The 20,364-nt window shown below is 68.8% G+C and carries 17 protein-coding genes; 5 read left to right on the plus strand and 12 right to left on the minus strand.

All coding sequences use genetic code 11. The annotated features are described in order from the left end of the window. Window positions 1-44: 44 nt before the first annotated feature. The gene (locus BMY35_RS13040; protein WP_093199197.1) at window positions 45-482 is read left to right on the plus strand and encodes a CBS domain-containing protein; all 438 of its coding nucleotides are present in this window, start codon (window positions 45-47) and stop codon (window positions 480-482) included. 18 nt (window positions 483-500) lie between these two features. Here the strand turns inward: BMY35_RS13040 and BMY35_RS13045 are convergent, their stop codons facing one another. Then, on the minus strand, window positions 501-1,190 hold the full coding sequence (locus tag BMY35_RS13045; RefSeq protein ID WP_093199199.1) for a GntR family transcriptional regulator: 690 nt from the start codon (window positions 1,188-1,190) through the stop codon (window positions 501-503). A 114-nt stretch (window positions 1,191-1,304) separates the two neighbouring features. Here BMY35_RS13045 and araD point away from each other — a divergent pair, with 114 nt between their 5' ends. From araD to BMY35_RS13065, 4 genes are read left to right on the plus strand one after another with little or no spacing between them, the layout of a single operon-like run. Continuing rightward, the gene (araD, locus tag BMY35_RS13050) at window positions 1,305-3,035 is read left to right on the plus strand and encodes an L-arabinonate dehydratase (protein ID WP_093199203.1); all 1,731 of its coding nucleotides are present in this window, start codon (window positions 1,305-1,307) and stop codon (window positions 3,033-3,035) included. 47 nt (window positions 3,036-3,082) lie between these two features. Further along, window positions 3,083-3,793 carry a ribonuclease activity regulator RraA gene (locus BMY35_RS13055; protein ID WP_093199205.1) on the plus strand — a complete coding sequence of 237 codons (711 nt, stop codon included), beginning with the start codon at window positions 3,083-3,085 and terminating at the stop codon, window positions 3,791-3,793. A 36-nt stretch (window positions 3,794-3,829) separates the two neighbouring features. Then, window positions 3,830-4,810 carry a Bug family tripartite tricarboxylate transporter substrate binding protein gene (locus tag BMY35_RS13060; protein ID WP_093199208.1) on the plus strand — a complete coding sequence of 327 codons (981 nt, stop codon included), beginning with the start codon at window positions 3,830-3,832 and terminating at the stop codon, window positions 4,808-4,810. 33 nt (window positions 4,811-4,843) lie between these two features. Then, the gene (locus BMY35_RS13065) at window positions 4,844-5,950 is read left to right on the plus strand and encodes an SMP-30/gluconolactonase/LRE family protein (RefSeq protein WP_093199213.1); all 1,107 of its coding nucleotides are present in this window, start codon (window positions 4,844-4,846) and stop codon (window positions 5,948-5,950) included. A 46-nt stretch (window positions 5,951-5,996) separates the two neighbouring features. Here BMY35_RS13065 and BMY35_RS13070 read toward each other — a convergent pair whose 3' ends face one another. Genes BMY35_RS13070 through BMY35_RS13120 form a run of 11 tightly spaced genes read right to left on the minus strand, consistent with a single transcriptional unit; the run spans window position 5,997 to window position 20,333 of the window. After that, window positions 5,997-7,520 (minus strand): hypothetical protein, encoded by a 1,524-nt coding sequence (locus tag BMY35_RS13070; RefSeq protein WP_093199217.1) that lies wholly within the window; start codon window positions 7,518-7,520, stop codon window positions 5,997-5,999. Between the two features lie 35 nt (window positions 7,521-7,555). Beyond that, window positions 7,556-8,791 (minus strand): type VI secretion system protein TssA, encoded by a 1,236-nt coding sequence (tssA, locus tag BMY35_RS13075; RefSeq protein ID WP_218152988.1) that lies wholly within the window; start codon window positions 8,789-8,791, stop codon window positions 7,556-7,558. Beyond that, window positions 8,791-12,858: a type VI secretion system protein gene (locus tag BMY35_RS13080; protein ID WP_093199221.1), complete on the minus strand. Its 4,068-nt coding sequence runs from the start codon at window positions 12,856-12,858 to the stop codon at window positions 8,791-8,793. Before BMY35_RS13080 ends, tssA begins: the two co-directional genes overlap by 1 nt. A 40-nt stretch (window positions 12,859-12,898) precedes the next feature. Continuing rightward, window positions 12,899-13,660: a DotU family type IV/VI secretion system protein gene (locus tag BMY35_RS13085; RefSeq protein WP_093199224.1), complete on the minus strand. Its 762-nt coding sequence runs from the start codon at window positions 13,658-13,660 to the stop codon at window positions 12,899-12,901. A 4-nt stretch (window positions 13,661-13,664) separates the two neighbouring features. Beyond that, entirely contained in the window at window positions 13,665-15,005 is a 1,341-nt protein-coding gene (gene tssK / locus BMY35_RS13090) for a type VI secretion system baseplate subunit TssK (protein WP_093199229.1), read from the minus strand. Window positions 15,006-15,064: 59 nt separating this feature from the next. Continuing rightward, window positions 15,065-15,541 carry a hypothetical protein gene (locus BMY35_RS13095; protein ID WP_093199233.1) on the minus strand — a complete coding sequence of 159 codons (477 nt, stop codon included), beginning with the start codon at window positions 15,539-15,541 and terminating at the stop codon, window positions 15,065-15,067. Beyond that, on the minus strand, window positions 15,538-17,022 hold the full coding sequence (locus BMY35_RS13100) for a dicarboxylate/amino acid:cation symporter (RefSeq protein WP_256228323.1): 1,485 nt from the start codon (window positions 17,020-17,022) through the stop codon (window positions 15,538-15,540). The genes BMY35_RS13095 and BMY35_RS13100 overlap by 4 nt, the downstream gene beginning before the upstream one ends. Then, window positions 16,995-17,729: a cysteate racemase gene (locus BMY35_RS13105; protein ID WP_093199241.1), complete on the minus strand. Its 735-nt coding sequence runs from the start codon at window positions 17,727-17,729 to the stop codon at window positions 16,995-16,997. Before BMY35_RS13105 ends, BMY35_RS13100 begins: the two co-directional genes overlap by 28 nt. 13 nt (window positions 17,730-17,742) lie before the next feature. Continuing rightward, window positions 17,743-19,017, minus strand: coding sequence for a dicarboxylate/amino acid:cation symporter (locus BMY35_RS13110; protein ID WP_093199247.1), 1,275 nt, complete (start codon window positions 19,015-19,017; stop codon window positions 17,743-17,745). 24 nt (window positions 19,018-19,041) lie between these two features. After that, the gene (locus BMY35_RS13115; RefSeq protein ID WP_256228325.1) at window positions 19,042-20,097 is read right to left on the minus strand and encodes an ABC transporter substrate-binding protein; all 1,056 of its coding nucleotides are present in this window, start codon (window positions 20,095-20,097) and stop codon (window positions 19,042-19,044) included. Then, window positions 20,094-20,333: a hypothetical protein gene (locus BMY35_RS13120; protein ID WP_093199260.1), complete on the minus strand. Its 240-nt coding sequence runs from the start codon at window positions 20,331-20,333 to the stop codon at window positions 20,094-20,096. Before BMY35_RS13120 ends, BMY35_RS13115 begins: the two co-directional genes overlap by 4 nt. Between the last annotated feature and the right edge of the window lie 31 nt (window positions 20,334-20,364).

Consider the following 20,364-nt stretch of genomic DNA (forward strand, 5'->3'; position numbering starts at 1 on the left):
GGGCCGGCGGCACCATTCAAGGCTGCACTCACGGAGGGCGCATCATGGCCGAGCGCACCGTTTTCCAATCGATTTCGCGCAAGCACGTGCTCAGCCTGGCACCGCAGGCCAGCGTGCGCGACGCTGCCTGCGCGATGACGCGGGCCAACTGCGGCAGCGTGCTCGTCATGGAGCTGCCCGACACGCTGCTGGGCATATTGACCGAGCGCGACCTCATGACGCGCGTGCTCGCCAAGGGGCTCGATCCCGACGCCACGCCGGTGCGCGAGGTGATGACGCCCAACCCGATCTGCGTGCCGCCGGAGACGCTGGTGTCCGATGCGGTGGTGCTCATGCTCGAGCGCGGCTTCCGCCACCTGCCGCTGGTGGCGGGTGCGAAGGTGCTGGGCGTGTTCTCGGTGCGCGACGCGCTGCCGAGGGAGATCGGCGCGGCGGTCAGCCTGAGCGAGTTCAGGGAGCAGGTGAACGACGCGCTGGGGTGAAAGGGCAGGGAAGCCCTTTCAGGGAATCACGTAGTCGGGATACTGCTTGCAGATCTCGTTCACCGCGCTGAGCGTGCCCGACAGGTGCTTGCGCAGCGCGGCCTGGGCTGCGTCCGGGTCCTTCGCCTCGATGGCGCGCGTGATGGCGCGATGGTCGCGCAAGATCGCCTCTGTCTTGCCGGCGGTCGGCAGGTGCAGGCGGCGCAGGCGGTCGACGTGGCCCGAGACGCGTCCCACCAGGTCCCAGAGACCCAGCACGCCGCCGGCTTCGTACATCAGGCGATGGAACGCGCGATCGGCGTTGACGAAGTCGCCGTAGCGCTGCGACGTCGCAAGCGCGGCCTGCTGGGCGATGACGCCTTTCAGCTGGTCGACAAGGCCCGGTGATTCTTCAACGGCCAGCTGGTGCACCAACTCAAGCTCGATGGAGCGCCGGAGGAAGTGCGCTTCGCGCGCAGCGGAGATGTCGATGCGGCTCACCAGCGTCGCGTGCTGCGGGAACACGTCCACCAGCCCTTCTTCGTTGAGCCTCAGCAGTGCCTCGCGCACGGGGGTCTGGCTCACGCCGAAGCGGTCAGCCAACTCTTGCCGCTGCAGCACGGTTCCGGGAACGAGTTCGAGCGCGAGGATGGCTTCGCGCAGTTTCTCCAGCACCTGCGGCGCGGCAAGGCGGGTGCGGTCAAGTCGGATCTTCGGGGAGGCGCTCATCGCCGGCGATTGTGTCATTGACGCACTAATATACTAGTGTTTTAATTCGCCGAACGACGCCGGCGAAGGCCGGCAAGGCCGCACTTTTCACGCAGCGGCCATGGAGACAACCCCTTGACGAAACGCCCCTACGAATCCCTTCGCAGCGCCCGCTGGTTCGCGCCCGACGACTTCCGCTCCTTCGGCCATCGCTCGCGCGTGCTGCAGATGGGCTACAGCTACGCCGACTGGATGGGCAAGCCCGTCATTGCCATCGTCAACACCTGGAGCGACGCCAACCAGTGCCACTCGCACTTCAAGCAGCGCGTGGAAGACGTGAAGCGCGGTGTGCTGCAGGCGGGCGGCTTTCCGCTCGAGCTGCCGGCGATCTCGCTTTCGGAAAGCATGGTCAAGCCCACGACCATGCTCTATCGCAACTTCCTCGCGATGGAAACGGAAGAGCTGCTGCGCAGCCATCCGATCGACGGCGCCGTGCTGATGGGTGGCTGCGACAAGACCACGCCCGGCCTGACGATGGGTGCGCTGAGCATGGGCGTTCCCTTCATCTACCTGCCGGCCGGCCCCATGCTGCGTGGCAACTGGAAGGGCAAGGTGCTGGGCTCCGGCTCCGACGCCTTCAAGTACTGGGACGAGCGCCGCGCCGGCCGCCTGGGCGAGCAGGCATGGGCCGAGATGGAAGCCGGCATTGCCCGCAGCCATGGCACCTGCATGACCATGGGTACGGCAGCGACCATGATGGGCATCGCCGAGGCCGTGGGCCTGACGCTGCCGGGTGCATCGAGCATTCCTGCGGCCGATGCCAACCACATCCGCATGAGCGCCGACTGCGGCCGCCGCATCGTCGAGATGGTCTGGGAAGACCTCACGCCCGCGAAGATGCTCACGCGCGCCAACTTCGAGAACGGCATCGCCTGCGCGATGGCCATGGGCTGCAGCACCAACGCCGTCATCCACCTGATCGCGATGTCGCGCCGCGCCGGCCACGCCGTGAGCCTCGAGGACTTCGACGCCTTCAGCCGCCGCGTGCCCGTCATCGCCAACATCCGTCCCAGCGGCGATGCCTACCTGATGGAAGACTTCTTCTACGCGGGCGGCCTGCCGGCGATGCTGGAGCGCATCCGCGGCCACCTTCGCACAGAGGCGCTCACCGTCAACGGCCGCAGCATCGGAGAGAACATCGAAGGCGCCGAGGTTTACGACGACGACGTGATCCGGCCGTTGTCCAACCCGATCTATGCGGAGGGCGCGCTGGCCGTGCTGCGCGGCAACCTCGCGCCCGACGGCGTGGTCATCAAGCCCAGCGCCTGTGCGCCGCACCTGCTGAAGCACACCGGCCGCGCGCTGGTGTTCGACGACTACCCGTCGCTCAAGAAAGCGGTGGAAGACCCCGACCTCGACGTGACTGGCGACGACATCTTGGTGCTGCGCAATGCCGGCCCGCGCGGCGCCGGCATGCCCGAGTGGGGCATGCTGCCCATACCGACCAAGCTGCTGAAGCAGGGCGTGAAGGACATGCTGCGCCTGTCCGACGCGCGCATGAGCGGCACCAGCTACGGCGGCTGCCTGCTGCACTGCTCGCCCGAAGCCGCCGTCGGCGGACCGCTCGCGCTGGTGCAGACCGGCGACCGCATCACCGTCGACGTGCCCGCGCGCCGCATCCACCTCGAGATCGACGACGAAGAACTCGCGCGCCGCAAGGCCGCATGGACGCCGCCGCCGCCGCGCTACGAGCGCGGCTACGGCTGGATGTTCGGCCGCCACATCAGGCAGGCCGACGAAGGCTGCGACTTCGACTTCCTCGAGACCAGCTTCGGCAAGCCGGTGCCGGAGCCCGACATCTTCTGACCCGCCCATCAACCCGACTTCATTTCAGCCGACAACGGAGACCACACGTGAATCCCGCCACCCGCGACCAGCTCATGAAGGTGAGCACCGCCACCCTGTGCACGGCCTTGTTCAAGCGCGGCCTGCGCCACCAGTTCATCCAGGACGTGCGCCCGCTCAACCCCGGACTTCCCAACATGGTGGGCGAGGCCTTCACGCTGCGCTACATGCCGGCGCGCGAAGACCTGAACCAGATCAGCGTCTTCCTCGACCGCGACCACCCGCAGCGCAAGGCGGTGGAACAGTGCCCCGAGGGCGCGGTGCTCGTCATCGACAGCCGCAAGGATGCGCGCGCCGCATCGGCCGGCGGCATCCTCGTCACGCGGCTCATGAAGCGCGGCGTTGCAGGCGTGGTCACCGACGGCGGCTTCCGCGACAGCCCCGACATCGCGAAGCTCGAATTTCCCGCATACCACCAGCGCCCCAGCGCGCCCACCAACCTCACGCTGCACCAGGCCATCGACATCAACGTGCCCATCGGCTGTGGCGACGCGCCGGTGTTCCCCGGCGACGTGGTCGTCGGCGACGCGGAGGGCGTGATCGTCATTCCCGCGCACATGGCCGACGAGGTCGCCGCCGAGGCTACCGAGATGACTGCCTTCGAAGACTTCGTGCAGGAGAAGGTGCTCGAAGGCCGCTCCATCCTCGGCCTCTATCCGCCCACCGACGAGCAGAGCCGCACCGACTTCGCAGCGTGGCGCCAGGCCAACGGCCGCTGAGGCCGCATCGACCACAGAAAACCAAGGAGACAAGACATGCGTTTCATCCGCCTCGCCGCGGCGCTGCTTTCGGCTGCGCTCGTTCCACTGGCCGCGTCGGCCCAGACAACAGAATGGCCCGCAGCCAAGCCCATCGTGTACGTCGTGCCGTTCACGCCCGGTGGTTCCACCGACATCGTGGGCCGCACGCTGGCCCAGAAGCTCGGCGAGAGCCTCAAGCAGTCGGTGGTGGTCGACAACAAGCCCGGCCAGGCCGGCGGCATCGGTGCCGCCTACGTGGCGAAGGCCGCTCCCGACGGCTACACGCTCTTCGGCGGAACCATCAGCACGCACGCCATCAACGCCAGCCTCTACAAGAAGCTGTCCTACGACCCGATGAAGGACTTCGAGCCCGTCTCGCTGGTCGCGCGCCTGCCCAACGTGCTCATCGTCAACAGCCAGCTCGGCGTGAACTCGGTGGCCGAGCTCGTGGCCCTGCTGAAGAAGGACGAGAGCAAGCGCACCTTCGCCTCTTCAGGCGCGGGCACCTCGACGCACCTCGCGGGCGAGATGTTCGCCGACCTCATCGGCGTGAAGCTCACCCACGTGCCGTACAAGGGAACGCCTCCGGCGCTCACTGACGTGGCCGCGGGGCAGGTGCCCTTCATGTTCGACCAGGTGACGGCCGCGCTGCCGCTGGTCAAGAGCGGAAAGCTCAAGCTGCTGGCCGTGACCACGGCAAAGCGCATTACCCTGGTGCCCGACTTGCCGACCATGATCGAGTCGGGCATCCCCGGCTTCGAGATGTCGTCATGGCAGGCGGTGTATGCCCCCAAGGGCACGCCCAAGCCCATCGTGCAGCGCCTCAATGCCGAGATCGTGAAGGCGCTGCACCAGCCCGACGTGCAGGCCAAGCTCTCCGGCCAGCTCGCAATGGAACTCGTGGGCAGCACGCCCGAGGAACTGCGCGATCACATGGCCAGGGAGATTCCGCGCTGGGCCGAGCTGGTGAAGAAGTCGGGCGCGGTGGCCGACTGAGCATTCTCGAACGACCATCCAAGGAGACATCCGATGCAGAACAAGACCAACAACGAACGGCGCCGATTCCTGAAGACAGCCGCGGGCGTCGGCACCGCAGCCTTCGGCGGACTCGCCGGCGCGCAATCCTTCGACTTCAAGCCCAGCCAGCGCTATCCCGATCCGGCGGTGCTGATCCTCGACCCCAGCTTCACCAAGTACCGCATCTACAGCAGCACGCTTGAGCAGCTGGGTTCCGGCATGCGCTGGGCCGAAGGGCCGGTGTACTTTCCCGAGCACGGCTACCTGCTGCTGAGCGACATCCCGAACAACCGGCTCATGAAGTACGACGAGAAGACCGGCAAATTCAGCGTGCACAAGACGGGCGTCAACTACGCCAACGGCAACACCCGCGACCGCCAGGGCCGGCTCGTCACATGCGAGCATTCGGTGACGCGGCGCGTGGTGCGCACCGAGAAGGACGGTCGCATCACCGTACTGGCCGACAACTACCAGGGCAAGCGCCTCAACGCGCCGAACGACATCGTCGTGAAGTCCGACGACACCGTCTGGTTCACCGACCCCACCTTCGGCATCAACGGCGAGTGGGAGGGCAGCAAGGCTGCATCCGAGCAGGCAACGACGAACGTCTATCGCATCGCAACGGACGGCAAGCTCACCGCGGTCATCACCGACCTCGTCAACCCGAACGGCATCGCGTTCTCGCCCGACGAGAAGAAGCTCTACGTCGTCGAGTGGAAAGGAACGCCCAACCGAAGCATCTGGAGCTACGACGTGTCACCGGACGGCACGGGCGTCTCGAACAAGACCAAGCTCATCGACGCCGACGGCCCCGGCTCGCTCGACGGCTTCCGCGTCGATCGCGACGGCAACCTCTGGTGCGGCTGGGGCCATTCAGGTGCCATCGCATCCGAGCCCACCGACATCGGCGGCGGCATGAAGGCCTACCTGCCTACCGGCAAGTCGGAGGAAATGGACGGCGTGAAAGTCTTCAACCCCCAGGGCAAGCCCATCGGCTTCATCCGCCTGCCCGAGCGCTGCGCGAACCTCGAGTTCGGCGGGCCGAAGCGCAACAGGCTCTACATGGCGAGCAGCCATTCGCTGTATGCGCTGTATGTGGAGGCGCACGGGGCGGTTTGAGCGGGGCGGGGCTGGCGCCGGTTGCCGGCTGCCAGCCGTCTTCGTCCTAGAGCGCAATCACATCCGCAATCGGCTTGTTCGCCTTGAAGCAGGACAGCGCCTCCATCTGCTTCCACGCCTGCAGCTGCGTGAAGTTCGTCTGGTACTCGATGTAGCAGCTGGTCAGCGCCTCGTCGATGATCTTGTCGGCCCGCTCGAACAGGATCTGGTTGTCCTCCAGGTCGCGGAAGTAGGTGCGCCAGGTATCGCGCTCCTTCGACTGTCCCAGCAGGGTGAGGTAGGCGCTGTAGTAGAGCGAATTGAACGCCCGGCCGATGTTGTCCTGGTACACGGTGAACTCGCCGCCGCCGCCCGCGCCCACGCCGACCGTCAGGTCGGCCTCGATGCCCAGCTTGGAGCCGCCGAACGCCGACGATTCGAATTCCAGCGAGAAGGACGCACCCACGCCCGCCGACAGCGAGCCCTTGGCCGTGCCCTTGATGATGTCGTAGCCGCACATGCGCACGGAGAGCGATGCCTCGCCCTTGATGCGCGCACCGGCAAAGGCCTCGGCTTCCACCTTGAACTTCACGCCGTCGACCGTGGCGTTGAACTCGACCTCGGCCTTGGCCATCGCGCCCGCGAACGCCTCGGCGCTGGCTTCGATCAGGAAGATGTCTGATACGTCGATCTTGGCGTCGAGCTTGATCTTCACGCCGACCATCGCCTCCACGCTCGCCTTGGCCGTCACGCCCTTGCCGCGCTCGTAGCTCGCTTCCGCCTCGGCGCTGGCCGATGCACCGACGAACGCATCGGCCTTGAACTCGGCCCGCAGCCCGGTGATCTCGATCACGCACTCGCCCGTGGCACGCACGCCGTAGCCCACGGAGGCCTCGGCCTTCACGGCCTTCTTGAATTCCTCGTCGGTCCAGGTCACCTTGCTGAACTTGCCGTTCTCGCCGCCGCGCATGAGGCCGGTCTCGACCGTGCCGCTGGTCTGCAGCCACGGACGCGGATCGCCGAACTTGATCTTGGTGAGGTCCTTGCACAGCACGTCGAGGAAGAGGCGCACCTTGGCGGGCTCGTTGTTGCCCATGTACTGCAGCGAGAGCGACACGTCGTCGAGGTGCTCGCCACCGTCGCGCAGGCCGTCCATCCAGAACTTGAGCAACTGCTTCTTGCGCACGATGAGGTCGCGGCGCACCGCGTTCACGGCCATCCTGTCGGCGACCGACGCGAGCTCGTTGGGCAGGCGCAGGATGGGCATGTCCAGCAGGCTGCCGAACTGCCGCTTGTACTCGGCGTTGAAGTCGTTCATCTTCTGCATCACCTGCGCCGGCTCGGGCGAATGCGTGCCGCGCGTGAGCTTCTCCAGCATCTGCTTGTAGACGTAGAGGAACTGCAGGAACTCCTGCGCCAGCGCCTTGCGCTCCTTGCTGGAGGGGCCGCCGATCACCTTGCCGAGCAGCTTGAGCCAGGCCTTGGTCTTGGTGTTGAACTCGGCGCCGGACAGCTCGGCCCAGACGACTTCGTACTTGTGCGTGAATTTGGCGCTCGCGAGCGCATTGAACAGGGGAGTGGAGGTAGCCATGACGTTGACGACGTATTGAAGGAAACGGGTGCGCTCTAGAGGTCCGGCCTGACGCCGATCATCGAGAAGTAGCGATTCAGGTCCCCGTCCTCGCGCAGCACCTCCTGCATCAGCTGGGGCAGCGGCATGCGCCCCCATGCCACCGCGCGGTTGACCAGGTAGGGCGTCGGGCTGTGCGGTTCCTCGCGCATCAGGTAGGCGGCGGCCAGCTCGAGCAGTTGGTAGGCCTCGGCGCGGCTGCCGATGCGGCCGCTTGCCATGGCCTGCGGGAGCGCTTCGGAGGAAAAGGGAGGAAAGGAGGGAGAAGGAGCGTCGCTCATGTGGTTGTCGTCCATCGGGGTTGCGGCTGGCGCAGGTTCGGCGTCCGGCATCCAGCCGGCCGAGGCCGGCATCTCCGGTTTCTCTTCGTCACGCGGATCGCGCCCCTGCAGCAGGCTGCGCAGCGCCTGCCGCATGCGGGCGAGCATCTCCGTCACCTTCGACAGGCTGGGCGCGTCCACGCCCAGCCGCTCGTCGAGCAGGGCTTCCAGGCTGCGCCATGCGTCTGCGGCCACGGCGACGCGATCGTCGAGCGCGGCGAGCGCACGCAGGTCGCGCGCGGCGTGGTCCAGGATGTCCTGGCGCGACACCGTCTGCGCGCTCGGCTCCTCGGCCACTTCGTTCGCCTTTGCCTTGGCGTTGCCCGCCGCCCCGGCGGCGCCGGCGCCGTACTCGCTGGTCAGCGCACGCTGCCAGTCCGCCAGCGTGATGAAGGGCGGGGAGAAGTCCGGCCACTCGAGCAGCGGCACGCGCATCAGCAGCACCTGCGCGATGGTGTCGTTGACCCACACGAAGGTGGCGGTGCGCATGTCGGCGTCGCCGTCGTCGCCGATGCGCGGATGCACGTCTTCCCAGAACTCGCGCGCCAGCCCTTCGATCAGGCGCGCGCCCGCGCCCAGCCCGTCGATCGAATGGCGGTGCACCCAGGCCTCGGTGAGCCAGGCGGCCATCTGCAGGTCCTTGCTGCGGCGCTGCAGGACCTCGGTGCACAGCATCTCGGCGGTGCGCCAGTCGGCCTTCTTCAGCGGGCGGGTCCATTCGCCCATCGGCAGGCTGGCGTCTTCCTCCGTGCGTGCCTCGCGGATGCGGGCGCACACCGGGTCGTAGCGCAGCGGGGGGCCGGCCGGGCCTTCGGGGCCTTCCAGCGGCGAGAGAAAGGTCGTGAGGTCCGGCGCGAAGCCACCGGTGGCTTCGTCGACATCGGCATTCAAGGGGGACAGCAGGGCGGCCATCAGGGCATGTTCCATTCGGGAGCGCGCGTGGGGAAAGCGGTGGGCCAGATCAGGGCGTTCTTCTTGCCGGCGGGGCTGGCGGCGATGCGCAGGAACACGCGTGCGCGTCCTCCGTCGGGCGCCTGGGCAGCGTCGCCGGCCGACTGGGCCATCAGCGGAAACTCGAACTTCAGCAGCTGCGAGCGGCCGTCGGGCCGCTGCGCCGGGTCGCCTTCGCGCTGGCGCTGGGCCAGCGTGAACAGCGCCCACGGGTCCGCGAAGCGGAAGGAGACGGTCTGGCCGTCGGTGATCAGCGCGTGCTGCTGCGGGTCGGCGCGCGCCATCAGCGGCGAGTCCTTCGCGATGCGCAGCACCAGCGCCACCGGCATGCCGTACTCCCAGCGCAGCGTGCGCGGCGCGTCGCGCAGCCGGAGCACCTGGTCGCCGACCTCGAAGGACCAGTCGATGATCTTGCTGCCTTCGATCTCGGCCGTGGTGTTCGCGCGGAAGTCCACGCTCAGGTCGTAGCCCGGCGCGGCACCGTCCTCGGTGGGGAAGAGCGGCAGCAGGAAGTCGCGCGCGCGGCCGAACTGCTCGGCGAAGCGGCGCGCGCCCGCGCCCTGCATGCCGGGGCCGCGCATGCCGCCCGCGTCGATGCCTCGGTTCTCCTTCAGCGCGCGTGCCAGCGGGTCGAAGGCGCGGGCCAGGTCGTTCACGTCCGCCGGGTCCGCCAGCTCGAAGGCGCGGCCGGTGGCCGGGCCGAACGGGTGGCGGCCGGCCAGCGAGCGGTTGAAGCGGGTGGAGAACTGCGTCCACAGCTCCTGCTGGTCGCCGAACTGCAGTTCCTGGCAGCGCGCGAGCAGTGCGCTGTAGATCTGCTGGTGGCGGTCCGCGAAGTAGTCGCCGATGCGCGTGGCCGGCGCCTTGCCGGCCAGCTTCACGCCGCAGGTCTCGCGATCGATCTCGGCGCCGGTCGTGCCGAGGAACTGCTCCAGCAGCAGCAGGCTGCTGTTCGGGTTCTTCAGCCGGTAGCGCTCCAGGTCGCGGTTGATGGCCTGCCAGCGCTGCGCGAGCACCGAGCCGGCGCCCGCGCCGTCGAGCGCCGAGATGTAGCTGTCGGCCAGCTTGCCCAGCGCTTCGGTGCGGTTGAACTGCTGCCCCAGGTAGGCCGCGAGCGAGCCCGCGTCCGAGACGCCGAAGGCCACCAGCATCGGGCCGCGCTCGCCGCGCCAGCCCTGGAAGTCGCGCCCGCGCATGGCGTACAGCTCCGACTGGTTGAAGGCCTCGTCCACGGCCTCGAGGCGCTGCAGCGCGTCGCGCGAGATCATCGCGCGCAGGTCTTCGGCGCGGGCGCCCGCGCCCAGCTCGTACAGCAGCGCCTGGATCTTGGCGAGGCGCTGGCGTGAGGCCTCGTAGGCGGCGGCCTGCGTGTCGGTGGCGCGGCCCCCGTCGCTCATGCCGTTGGCGGCCTCCGCGACCTGGTCGACCACCAGCTGCGCGAAGTGCGCGTTCAACGCGGCCTCGATGCCGGGGCGCAGCGTCGCCGGAAATGCCTGCATGCCTTCGCTCATGTAGCGCTTGCGGATGTCGCCGACCGCCAGCGCCTGGTCGAGCCTCGGCAGGTCCCACGCGGCCATGCCGCGCATGCCGGCGCCGGGCAGTTCTCGGTCGCGCGCGGCGGCCATGAAGGGCTGCGCCAGCAGCGCGGTGAGCGCGTCGCGCAGCGCGATGCGCTCGGGCGCGAGCGCGAAGCGGCCTTCCTTGTCCTGCCACACCAGGCCGGGCTGCGAGCCGCCGAAGCGCAGGTTGAACTCGGCGCGGAACTTCTGGAAGGCGTCCTGCGCGCGCGAGCGCACCGCGTCGGCAGGCTCCAACCCCAGCAGCCGGTTCTGCTCGATGCGCGCGATCGTACGATCGTAGGAGGCGCCCAGCACCAGCACCGGCTGGCGCATCCAGCCGCCCTTGCCCGAGGCGACGAGGTCTTCCTGGTCCTTGATGGCGGCGATCACTTCGCGGTAGCTGGCCGTGGTGCGTGCGAAGGTGCCGGTGCTCGCGAGCGAGGGCAGCAGCCGCGCCAGCGACTGCTCGGACACCAGCAGTTCGTTGTTGACGAAGAGCCGTGCATCCAGCTGCGTCGTGCCCTTGTCGAGCGCGCAGCGCAACGCCGATTGCACGGGAGCAAGCGGAATGGCCAGCGCATTGCCTTCGGCCGCCTGCCTGAAATAGCGCAGGTTGCGGCTCAGGTCGGCCGGCAGCTCGGCACCCAGTGCGTAGCGAACGGCCACGCGCAGGTCGTCGGCATTGCCCGTGGAGGGCTGGCGCAGGCGCTCCACCGCCTGCAGCGCGGCGTCGAGCTGCTCGACGGAACCCAGGTAGCGCTGCAGCGCGCCGAACTCGGGCTGGTCTTCCACCAGCAGGCCGTTCTTGCGCGGCGCATCGCCGATGGTCTTGAAGCTGGGCGGCAGGCCGCAGCTCGCGCCGGTGATGAATTCGCCGGTGGCTTCGTCCTGCTCCACGCCGCTGAGCTGGCTCACGCGCGCCATCAGCTCGCGCCGCAGCGTGCTCACCGCGATGTCGCCGAACTCGCGCTCGATGCGCTCGATCACGCGCTCGTTCAGGTCGTCGAAGGGCTGCCAGGAGCCGGGCATGAAGAACGAATACGTGCCGTCGGTGCGCAGCCGCTCGTTCATTGCCAGCAGCGACAGCGCCTTGTTGCGGTACCACGCGGTGGGAATGGTCTCGCCGCGCTGCAGCGCGCGCATGCGGTACTGCGCGTCGTGCTGCAGCTGCGAGAGGGCGGAAACCAGCGTCGCGTTGTGCCTGTTCAGCTGCCAGGTCGCCACCATCAGGCCGATGCCCCAGCCGCCGAGGAAGAGCACCGCCGCCCAGCGCAGCGCGCGGTGCAGCACCGGGCGCGTGAGCGTCTGCGTGCGCGAGGGCCGCGTGAGGCCGTATTCGAGGAAGATCTTCTTCTCGAACAGATCGCGCAGGAAGGCCGGCTGGCGCATCAGCTGCGCGATCAGGTCGCCGCCGATGGGCTCCAGGTCCTTCTGGCCGTAGGCGTCATGTTCCGAGTCGATGGCCGCGACGGTCTGCGCCGATTCGCCGCTGTCGCCCGTCAGGTAGATGCCGCGGAAGAAGAAGGGTTCGTGGTATGCGCTCGGGCGCATCAGCTCGTCGACGTACAGCTGCAGCTGGCCGCGCAGCGCCTCGATGCGCGATGGCAGCAGCAGCTGCGGGCCGGCGCCCTGCGGCTCGGTGCCGGTGGCGAAGAGCTCGGCCGACACGTCGGACACCGAGCGCACCACGGTGCCCACCGCCTCGTCGACCCAGGCCGGCTGGTAGGTGGTCGACAGGTCGTAGGGCGAGGACCAGCCCAGCATGCTCGCGCGCAGCGGCTCGGGCAGGGCGCTCGCGAAGGCGCTGAAGCCCTCGAGGTGCTCCGCGCCGGTGACCAGCACGTACACCGCGAAGCGCATCGCGAAGCGGTTCTGCGCGAGCCACAGGCGCCGGTGCGCGAGCTTGGCGCGCTTGGAGAGCTCGAGCCGGCCGTCGGTGCTGTCGTCGAGCAGCAGCGCCGCCGGAATGGTGATGACCACCGAGTCGAAGGGCCGCTGCGGCCGGTACGACCGGCACATGCCCAGGAACTCGTCCCACGGCTTCTCCGATGCATCGTCGTCGTCGGGCGAGCCGAGGTAGGCGCCCTGGATGTCGATGACCACGCCGCGGTCGAAGAAGTGCCACGAGATGCCCTGCGTGGTCGCGGCCGAGGCCGATTCGGTGCTCAGCGCGCTCGCCACGCCCGACTGCTCGATGGGCAGCTGGCGGTGGTCGTCGCCCTCGTTGAGCAGCATGATCCACGGGATGCCGTAGCGGTCGGCGCGCGAGGCGATGTTGCCCTCGATCAGCTCCACCGCCTGGCGGAACGAGCTGCGCAGCGAATCGAAGCGGATGCGTGCGACCTTCGGGTCGCTCGAGGGCTTGGCGTGCGAACGGCGTGCCGCGAAGTACAGCACCATGCCGAGCACGAGCAGCACCACCAGCGTCAGCACCGCGATGGAAATGAGGAAGAGCTGGTCTGTCAGCATGTCGACGACCTCCTGATGCTCCTTGGGTGGCGCAGGTCGTTCATCGCTGGTAAGCCCCCGATGCATCGACCGCGCCCGGCTGCAGCACCTGCCGCACCGGCCACGACTGCCACAGCCACAGCAGCTCCGACACCGCCAGCAGCGTGGCGACGCCCAGCATGAACAGCACCGTCCAGCGGCTCAGCGTGGGCAGCTTGCGCGGCGCGATGTGCGAGAGCGTGCTCGCATAGGCCCGCTCGGACACCACGCGGTCGCGGCCCGAGAAGTCGGCTGGCCGCTGGTAGACGAACTGGAACAGCTCCTCGCGGTAACCGAGCAGGCGCGCTTCCTCCCCGCCGCCGCGGTATTTGCCCTGGAAGCCCAGCGCCAGCGCGAAGAGGTAAAGCCGCGCGATGTCGCGCTTCGATGGTTCGCGACCCGAGAGCAGTTCCTCGATGCGGCTGAAGACGAGGTCGCCCGCGATGTTGGTGCGAAAGAGCGAAGACTCCAGCAGGTGCGCCGTCCAGCGCTCGCGCCCGATCCATGGCGTGTGCAGCAGGATCTCGTCGGCCAGCGCGGCCTTGAGGTAGCGCGCGTCGGCCACGTTCTCGAGTTCGAAGCGCGTGCTCTCGCGGCGCGATTCGAGCGACTGCAGCTCCAGCAGGTTCTCCAGGTGGCGGGCCAGCGTCTGGGCCACCATGTCGATGTCGGTCTCGCGCGACTCGGCGGTGCGGTCGCGCGCCTTCACGATCTCGTCGTAGAAGGCGCGGAACTGCCGGGTGATGTGGTCGTCGACGGCCAGCTCGGGTAGGTTGCGTGCCATGGCTTCAGTCCTTGATGAACAGGACGATTTCCTGCGGCGGCTGGGCGGTGGCGCCTTCGTTGGCGTTCGCGATCACCAGCAGCTCGCCCGCAACGGTGAGCGCGGCGCTGGTCTGGATCGCGTAGAGCAGGTAGCCCGAGCCGGGGCGCAGGCCGAGCTCGTCGGCCGATTCGATGGAGCGGCGCACCGCGCCCAGCACGCGGCGCTCGCGCAGCGAGGGGTAGGCCGACTGCGAACCGACGATGGCGCTGTCCATCCAGGCCAGCAGATCCTTGTCGGACTGGCCGCGCAGGCCGACCACGATGCGCGCGCCGGCCACCCATTGCGGCTGCAGCGTGGTCTCGAAGGCGCCCTGGCGGAAATCGAACTTGTGCTCGCGGTACTCCTGGCTCACTTCCGACACCGCGTCGCGCAGCGCCAGCAGCAGCGGCTGGAACACGCGCGAAGGATCGGCATGGTCGTAGTCCATCGGCACCGGCGGCACGCCGCCGGGACGCAGCAGGCTCAGCGAGGCCAGCAGCGCGTACAGCGACCAGTACATCGGCAGCGGATGCAGGTGCGGCGTGCGCAGCACGGCCTCCGCATGCGGCAGGCCCGACAGCAGGCTGCGCAGCCGGTCCTTGAGCTCCAGGTGCGCGAGGCGGTCGTCGATGCGCGAGGAGGGCACGGCCGTCTGCTTGGCCACGAAGGCGGCCTTGCCGCGCAGCTGCCCGAGCAGGGCGGAGGCAGCCGTCCACAGCGGGTTGTCGCGCGCCACCTCCAGCAGCGGCGGCTGCGCGTCTCCGAGCTTCACCACCTCGTTGTCCTTGAACACCTGGCCCAGGCGCAGGTGCACGTGCGTGCCCGGCGGCACCGTGCCGGCGCTGAGCGCGAGGCGGGGCAGCATGCGCGGGATGTTCGCCGGCTCGGCGTCGGACACCGCGTCTTCCACCGGCGCGCCGGCCACCGAGCGGAAGCGCACGGTCGCGGCGCGATGCCGGTTGGGGCCGGTCACCGGCAGCGTGAGGTAGATGTCCAGCGGCTCGTTGGCCAGCCGTTCCGCGTGCGGGGCGAGCGACAGCTCGAGGGCGCCGTGCACGGCCTCGGCGGCCGAGTACTCCACGGCGGTGCCGTCCGGCAGGATGGCTTCGAGCGCCAGCACGCGCAGCAGCCCGGCGGGCAGCAGGCCCTGGTCGAACACCAGGCGGCGCACGCCCCAGCTGAAGGGGGCGGCGGCCAGCGTCTGCCAGGCGACGAGGGAGTCCATGCGCGCGGAGAACTGCTGGAAGTGCTGCGGCGACAGCAGCATGCCTTCGTGCCATTCGACGCGGTCGGTGATGGGGGCGGCGCGGTGCAGGTCAGACATGGCGTTCTCCCGCGCGGCTGTATTGAAGTTCTTTGTTCACTTGAAGGAATCCGTGTTGTTCAGCGTGGCGCGGTGGACACGTCGAAGCTCTGTGCGTCGAAGCGGGCCACGATCGAGCCCTTGAGGTCTTCCACCCGGATGCGGTTCGCGCCGGGCGTTGTGTAGTTCGCGAAGACGAGCACGGCCGCCACGCGCGGCGAGCCGATGGCGCTGGCGGGCACGCGGATCGTCTGGCCCGGCACCAGCTCCCACGAGAGGTACGACAGGCTCTGCGGAAAGGTCTTCTGCAGGTCGGCGCGCGCGCCGAACCACTTGGCGGCGGTGAGCTCGGTGACGCGCGCGAGCATGGCGTCGTCCAGCACCATCACCACGTCGACGGCCACGGGGCTGTTCTGGTTGGCGCCGGGCGCAGCCGACAGCGTGAGCTCGTTCCAGCTCACGCGCGTGCCCTTGGGAAAGAGGCTGCCGCATGCGGCCAGCTGCGAGGCGAGCAGCAGCGCCGCCATCCACTTGAGAAATGTCTTCGTCCGGTTCATCGCGAAATTCCTGGGTTCGCCGCGGCGGCGGTGGTGTGCTGCATGGCCGAGGCCTGCGCCTGGCGCGCACCCACGGCGATGCCCATCAGCAGGATCAGCACGGAGGCCAGCACGCTGCAGCCGGTGAGCAGCATGACGTTGCCGCGCGTGAGCACGAAGCGCAGCGGCTGCGCGGGCGCCACGTCGGCGACCGGAGCGGCCACGCGCTCCGATGGCAGGCCGGCCGACACCACGGAAATCAGCGCGCAGGTGGCCAGCAGCGTCAGCAGGTTGCGCGGGCCCTCGCAGATCAGGTCGATGGCCAGGAACAGCGCCAGCGCCGCCTCGATGGGAAGCTGCAGCATCGACAGCACGATGCCCGCGTAGCCCACGTTGGTGAGGCTGCTGTTGCCCGCGGAGGCGAAGGCCGCGATGGTCGCGCCCGTGCCGATCATCCCGATGTCGGCCGCGCTGAGCGTGCGGTCGTAGAGGTTCGCCACGAAGAGCGCCGCCAGCACGTAGTACAGCGCCGAGCCCGCGCGCAGGAACACCGAGGCCGTGGGCACCACCAGTTCCACGATGCCCCGGCTGAAGCCCAGGCGCGCGCTCATCGCCTCGATGGTGTGCGGAATGCTGGCCGTGGTGCTCGACGACATCAGGCTCACCAGCATCGGCGTCTTCAGGTGCTGCAGCACCTCGGCCAGCGGCTGGTTGCCGCGCCGGTGGATCACCGCGATGGCCAGCGCGCCCAGCAGCGCCACCAGCACGACGAAGTGCAGCAGGAAGCCGCTCATGGCGCGGATGGTCAGCGCGTCGGTCTGCGAAAGCACATGCGCCGACATGCCGAAGGCCACCACCGGAAGCAGGATGTTGGCTCGCGCGATGATGAGCTCGAGCGTGCGGTAGATGCCCTCGAACATGTGATTGAGCGCCGCATGCTGCGTGCGCGCCAGCGCCGCGAAGGCCAGTCCGAACAGCAGTGCGCACGAGAGGATTCCCAGCGAGCGGCCCTCGGCCAGCACGCGGAAGAAGTTGTCGGGCACCACGGTGGCGCGCGGGCGCTCTATGGGCGTGGCCTGCGTGCCGCTGTCGTGCAGGCGCATCTCGATGTCGCCGCCGTCGCCGGCCCGCTGCACCAGTTCGCCGAGGTGCTCGCGCGCTTCGGCGTCCAGGTGCGCGCCCGGTGCGTTCACCCAGCCCAGCGCCAGCCCGGTGGCGGCGCAGCTCACCACCAGCAGCAGTGCGAGGCCCGCGATCATCGCGATGCGCCGTCCCGGAAAGGGCAGCCCCATGGTCTGGCGCAGGCCGAAGAAGGTCGCCACCACCAGCAGCGGAATGGCCGCCATGCTCACGATCGCCAGGTAGACCTGTGCCGCCGTGTACGCAACGTCGCCCAGCGCGGGCGCATACACGCCCGCGACTGCGCCTGCCGCCATGCACAGGAGCAGGGCGAGCAGGCTGTGGGACATGCGCGTCAGGAAACCCATGTCGGCTTGTTCCATCCCTTGTCGAGCGCGAATGCGACCGTGGCGCGAGCCAGCTCCAGCGAGCTGTCGACCAGCGTCAGCGGCGTGTGTTCGGCGGCGTGCGCAGCCTGCGCGGCGATGGGCAGCTCGGTGCAGCCCATGATGACGGCGGTGGCGCCCGTGGCGGCCAGCGCCTGCAGCGCGAGCCCGAACGCGGTCGCGCCAGCCTGGATGTCGCCGCCCTTCACGGCGCGGATGCAGGCGTCCACGTGGTCCTGGCCGGTGTCGGCGTCGGGCACGAGAAAGTCGATGCCGCGCTCGCGCAGCGCATGCTGGTAGAAGCCGGAGGCCAGCGCGCCGCGCGTGGCGAGCACCGCGACGCGCACCGGCCGGTCGTCCGATGCCGTCGCGATGGCGGCCACGCACGACTGCGCGATGTGGATCACCGGCGCGCGGCTGTGCGCCGCGATCTGCGCATACCAGTGGTGCGACGAGTTGCACGGAATCGCGATCACGCCCACCCCGGCGTCGTTGAGCACGTCGATGCCCGCGAGCAGCGCGTCCAGCGGGTCGGGCCCGGTGCCCAGGATGGCGCTGGAGCGATCCGGCACGTGCGGCAGGTTCGCGACGATCACCGGCAGGTGCTCCTGGTCGCGCGTGGCCGGCGTGAGCTGGATGATCTTGTCCATGAAGTCCACCGTCGCCGATGGACCCATGCCGCCGAGAACGCCTATGCGTGACATGAAGGCGCGCTCCCTAGATCTTCAGCGGCCGCGGACACACCACGGCCACGGCTGCGGTGTTGCCGATGACCAGCACCAGCGTGCGCAGCATGTCGCACACCGGGTCCACCGCCAGGAACAGGATGAAGGCCGCCTCGAAGGGCAGGCCCAGGTAGGTGCAGGTCATGCCGATCAGCGACACCGTCACCAGCCCCGTCATGCCGGCCGAGGCGAAGCCGGCGAGCACCGAGGACGTGAGCACGATGCCGATCTCCACCGGCGTGAGCGAGCGACCGTAGATCTGCGCGATGAAGAGCGTGGCGCACACGTAGTAAACGACCGGCCCGATGCGCAGCAGCGACACCGTGAGCGGCACCAGCAGCTCCACCCGCGAGCGCGCGAAGCCCAGGCGCGTGACCAGGCTCTCGATCATGATCGGCATGCAGGTGGCGCTGCTGCGCGTGGCCAGCGCCAGCGCGAAGGGGCCGCGCAGCGCGTTGAGCGTCTGCCCCAGCGTGCCGTTGGAGCGCTTCCAGATGATGATCGCCGCCACCGCCAGCAGCAGCGCCGACACGATGAGGAAGGCGACCACGAAGGCGCCCATCGCTTTCAGCGGCTCTATGCCGGTCTTGCCCAGCTGTGCCGCGCTCATGCAGAACAGCACCACCGGCAGCGGGAAGCTCAGCCACCGCATCAGCGTCTGGCAGGCGTGGTAGACAGTCTCCAGCGCCTGCGTGAGGCCGTCGGAGATGCGCGTGGGCACATGCCCCACGGCCAGGCCGAACAGCAGTGCGAACACCAGCGTCTTCAGCGTGTCGCCGTTGGCCAGCGCCGAGAAGATGTTGGCGGGCACCAGGCTCACCAGCATGTCTGCGAAGCTGGCGGTCTTCTTGACCTCGTCCACGCCGCGCAGGTTCATGGCCGTGTCGCTGGCGCTGAGGTCGCCGCCCACGATCTGCCCGAAGGTCTGCATGGTGCTGGCGGGCAGGTTCTCGCCGGGGCGAAGAATCAGCAGCGTGACCGCGCCCGCGATGGCCACGAAGGCCGAGAAGCCGAGGAACACGAGCGCCACGCGGCCCAGCAGGCTGGCCGTGCCGCCGTCGCGGAACAGGCGCTGCAGGCTGAAGATCACGGCCGAGACCATGAAGGGCAGCGTGATCATCTTCAGCAGGTCGACATAGATGTCGCCAACGAAGGCCAGCGGCGTGGCGAGCAAGGGCGCGAGCATGCCGAAGGCGACACCGGCGCCGAGGCTGATGATCACGACCCACGGGTTGAGGACGAAGGCGTAGATCCTGGAGGTATTCATGATGGTTTGCGTGTCCTGTGCCGTTCAGCGGTCGAGTGCCTGCAGCACCTTCTGGATGTCCAGCTTCTCGGCGCGCTGCGCGAGGAACTGGTTGACGTAGGCCAGCAGCGTGGTGTCGGTCACGGCCACGCCGATGCCCAGTGTGTCCTCCAGGTCCTTCAGCGTCACGGTGCGCAGCACCAGCGAGACGGTGGGGTCGGCCTTGAGCACGCGCTTGACCTCGAACTCGTCGCGGTAGGCGCTCACGATCTCGCCCTTGTGCACGGCCACCAGCACGTCGTTCCAGGTGGGGTACTCCTGCACCTTGGCGTGCGGGAAGTTGGTGCGCGCGTAGTCGGCGAAGGACGACTTGGCGATCACGCCGATGCTGCCGTCGAAGTTGCGGATGACCTCCGGCAGCGGCCGTCCGCGCGAGAGCTGCGCGAACTTCACGCGGTTGAGGATCAGCGAGTGGTTCAGCGTGAGGTACGCGTCGCTGAAGGCGATGGTCTGCGAGCGCGCCAGCGTGCGCGACAGCTTGCTGATGGCCAGGTCGGCCTGGCCGTTGGCCAGCAGGTCGACCACCGCGTTGAAGGTGCCGGCCTCGCGGTTGAAGCGCAATTTCACGCCCAGCTCCTTGGCGAGCGACTGCGCGAGGCCCACCTCGAGACCGGTCCACTGGCCGCCGTCGTCGAAGAAGAAAAAGGGTGGCGTGTCGACCTTGAGCATGGCCACCACCAGCTCGCCGCGCATCACGATGCGGGCGATGTCGGGCGCGAGCAGGCGGCCGTCGGGTACGCGCACGAGGCCGTTGGTGAGAACCGGGGGCGGCGTGGGCGCAGCGGCAGGCTCCACTGCGAAGGTGGCGGCCGCGGGGGCTGCGGGCGCCGCGACGACGGGCGTCGCGACCACGGCAGCGGCAGCAGCAGGTGCAGCGAGCGTGCCCTGCGCCACGGGCCTTTCGCCGGCGGCAAGGGCGCTCGTGCCCGCGCTGAGGCCGGTCAGAGCCAGCAGGGCAGGAAGGGCAAGGCGCCGCAGCGCGTTGTGCATGCCCGTGAGGTGTCGTGCGTTGTTCGACATGCTTGGAGTGGGTTTGGTCATTGGGTGGGGGCCGCGGGAGCGGGTGCCGGCGCGGAAGGCGAAGGGGATTGCGGCAGCGGCTGTTGCTGCTGCTGTGAAGGCGCCACCGCCGCGGGAGCAGGTGCGGGCACCGGCGCGGGCGCCAGCAGCTTGCCGATCTCGACGCCCATCAGGAACAGGAGGACGCACAGCAGCACCAGGCAGGCCGCCGTGATGGCGACCATGCGCGAGCTCATGGTGAAAACGTATTGGGACATGGGGTGGTCGGTGTGTGCCGCTCGTTCGTCG

This window comes from Variovorax sp. YR750, from assembly GCF_900109805.1.
Classification (GTDB): Bacteria; Pseudomonadota; Gammaproteobacteria; order Burkholderiales; family Burkholderiaceae_C; genus Variovorax; species Variovorax gossypii.

Excerpts from the sequence above, each read along its gene's own strand:
- BMY35_RS13065 (WP_093199213.1), top strand. The coding sequence starts at position 4,844 with ATGCAGAACAAGACCAACAACGAACGGCGCCGATTCCTGAAGACAGCC.
- BMY35_RS13100 (WP_256228323.1), bottom strand. The coding sequence starts at position 17,022 with ATGGAACAAGCCGACATGGGTTTCCTGACGCGCATGTCCCACAGCCTG.
- BMY35_RS13045 (WP_093199199.1), bottom strand. The coding sequence starts at position 1,190 with ATGAGCGCCTCCCCGAAGATCCGACTTGACCGCACCCGCCTTGCCGCG.
- BMY35_RS13070 (WP_093199217.1), bottom strand. The coding sequence starts at position 7,520 with ATGGCTACCTCCACTCCCCTGTTCAATGCGCTCGCGAGCGCCAAATTC.
- BMY35_RS13040 (WP_093199197.1), top strand. The coding sequence starts at position 45 with ATGGCCGAGCGCACCGTTTTCCAATCGATTTCGCGCAAGCACGTGCTC.
- tssA (WP_218152988.1), bottom strand. The coding sequence starts at position 8,791 with ATGGCCGCCCTGCTGTCCCCCTTGAATGCCGATGTCGACGAAGCCACC.
- BMY35_RS13110 (WP_093199247.1), bottom strand. The coding sequence starts at position 19,017 with ATGAATACCTCCAGGATCTACGCCTTCGTCCTCAACCCGTGGGTCGTG.
- tssK (WP_093199229.1), bottom strand. The coding sequence starts at position 15,005 with ATGTCTGACCTGCACCGCGCCGCCCCCATCACCGACCGCGTCGAATGG.
- BMY35_RS13120 (WP_093199260.1), bottom strand. The coding sequence starts at position 20,333 with ATGTCCCAATACGTTTTCACCATGAGCTCGCGCATGGTCGCCATCACG.
- BMY35_RS13115 (WP_256228325.1), bottom strand. The coding sequence starts at position 20,097 with ATGACCAAACCCACTCCAAGCATGTCGAACAACGCACGACACCTCACG.
- BMY35_RS13060 (WP_093199208.1), top strand. The coding sequence starts at position 3,830 with ATGCGTTTCATCCGCCTCGCCGCGGCGCTGCTTTCGGCTGCGCTCGTT.
- BMY35_RS13105 (WP_093199241.1), bottom strand. The coding sequence starts at position 17,729 with ATGTCACGCATAGGCGTTCTCGGCGGCATGGGTCCATCGGCGACGGTG.
- BMY35_RS13080 (WP_093199221.1), bottom strand. The coding sequence starts at position 12,858 with ATGCTGACAGACCAGCTCTTCCTCATTTCCATCGCGGTGCTGACGCTG.
- BMY35_RS13085 (WP_093199224.1), bottom strand. The coding sequence starts at position 13,660 with ATGGCACGCAACCTACCCGAGCTGGCCGTCGACGACCACATCACCCGG.
- BMY35_RS13095 (WP_093199233.1), bottom strand. The coding sequence starts at position 15,541 with ATGAACCGGACGAAGACATTTCTCAAGTGGATGGCGGCGCTGCTGCTC.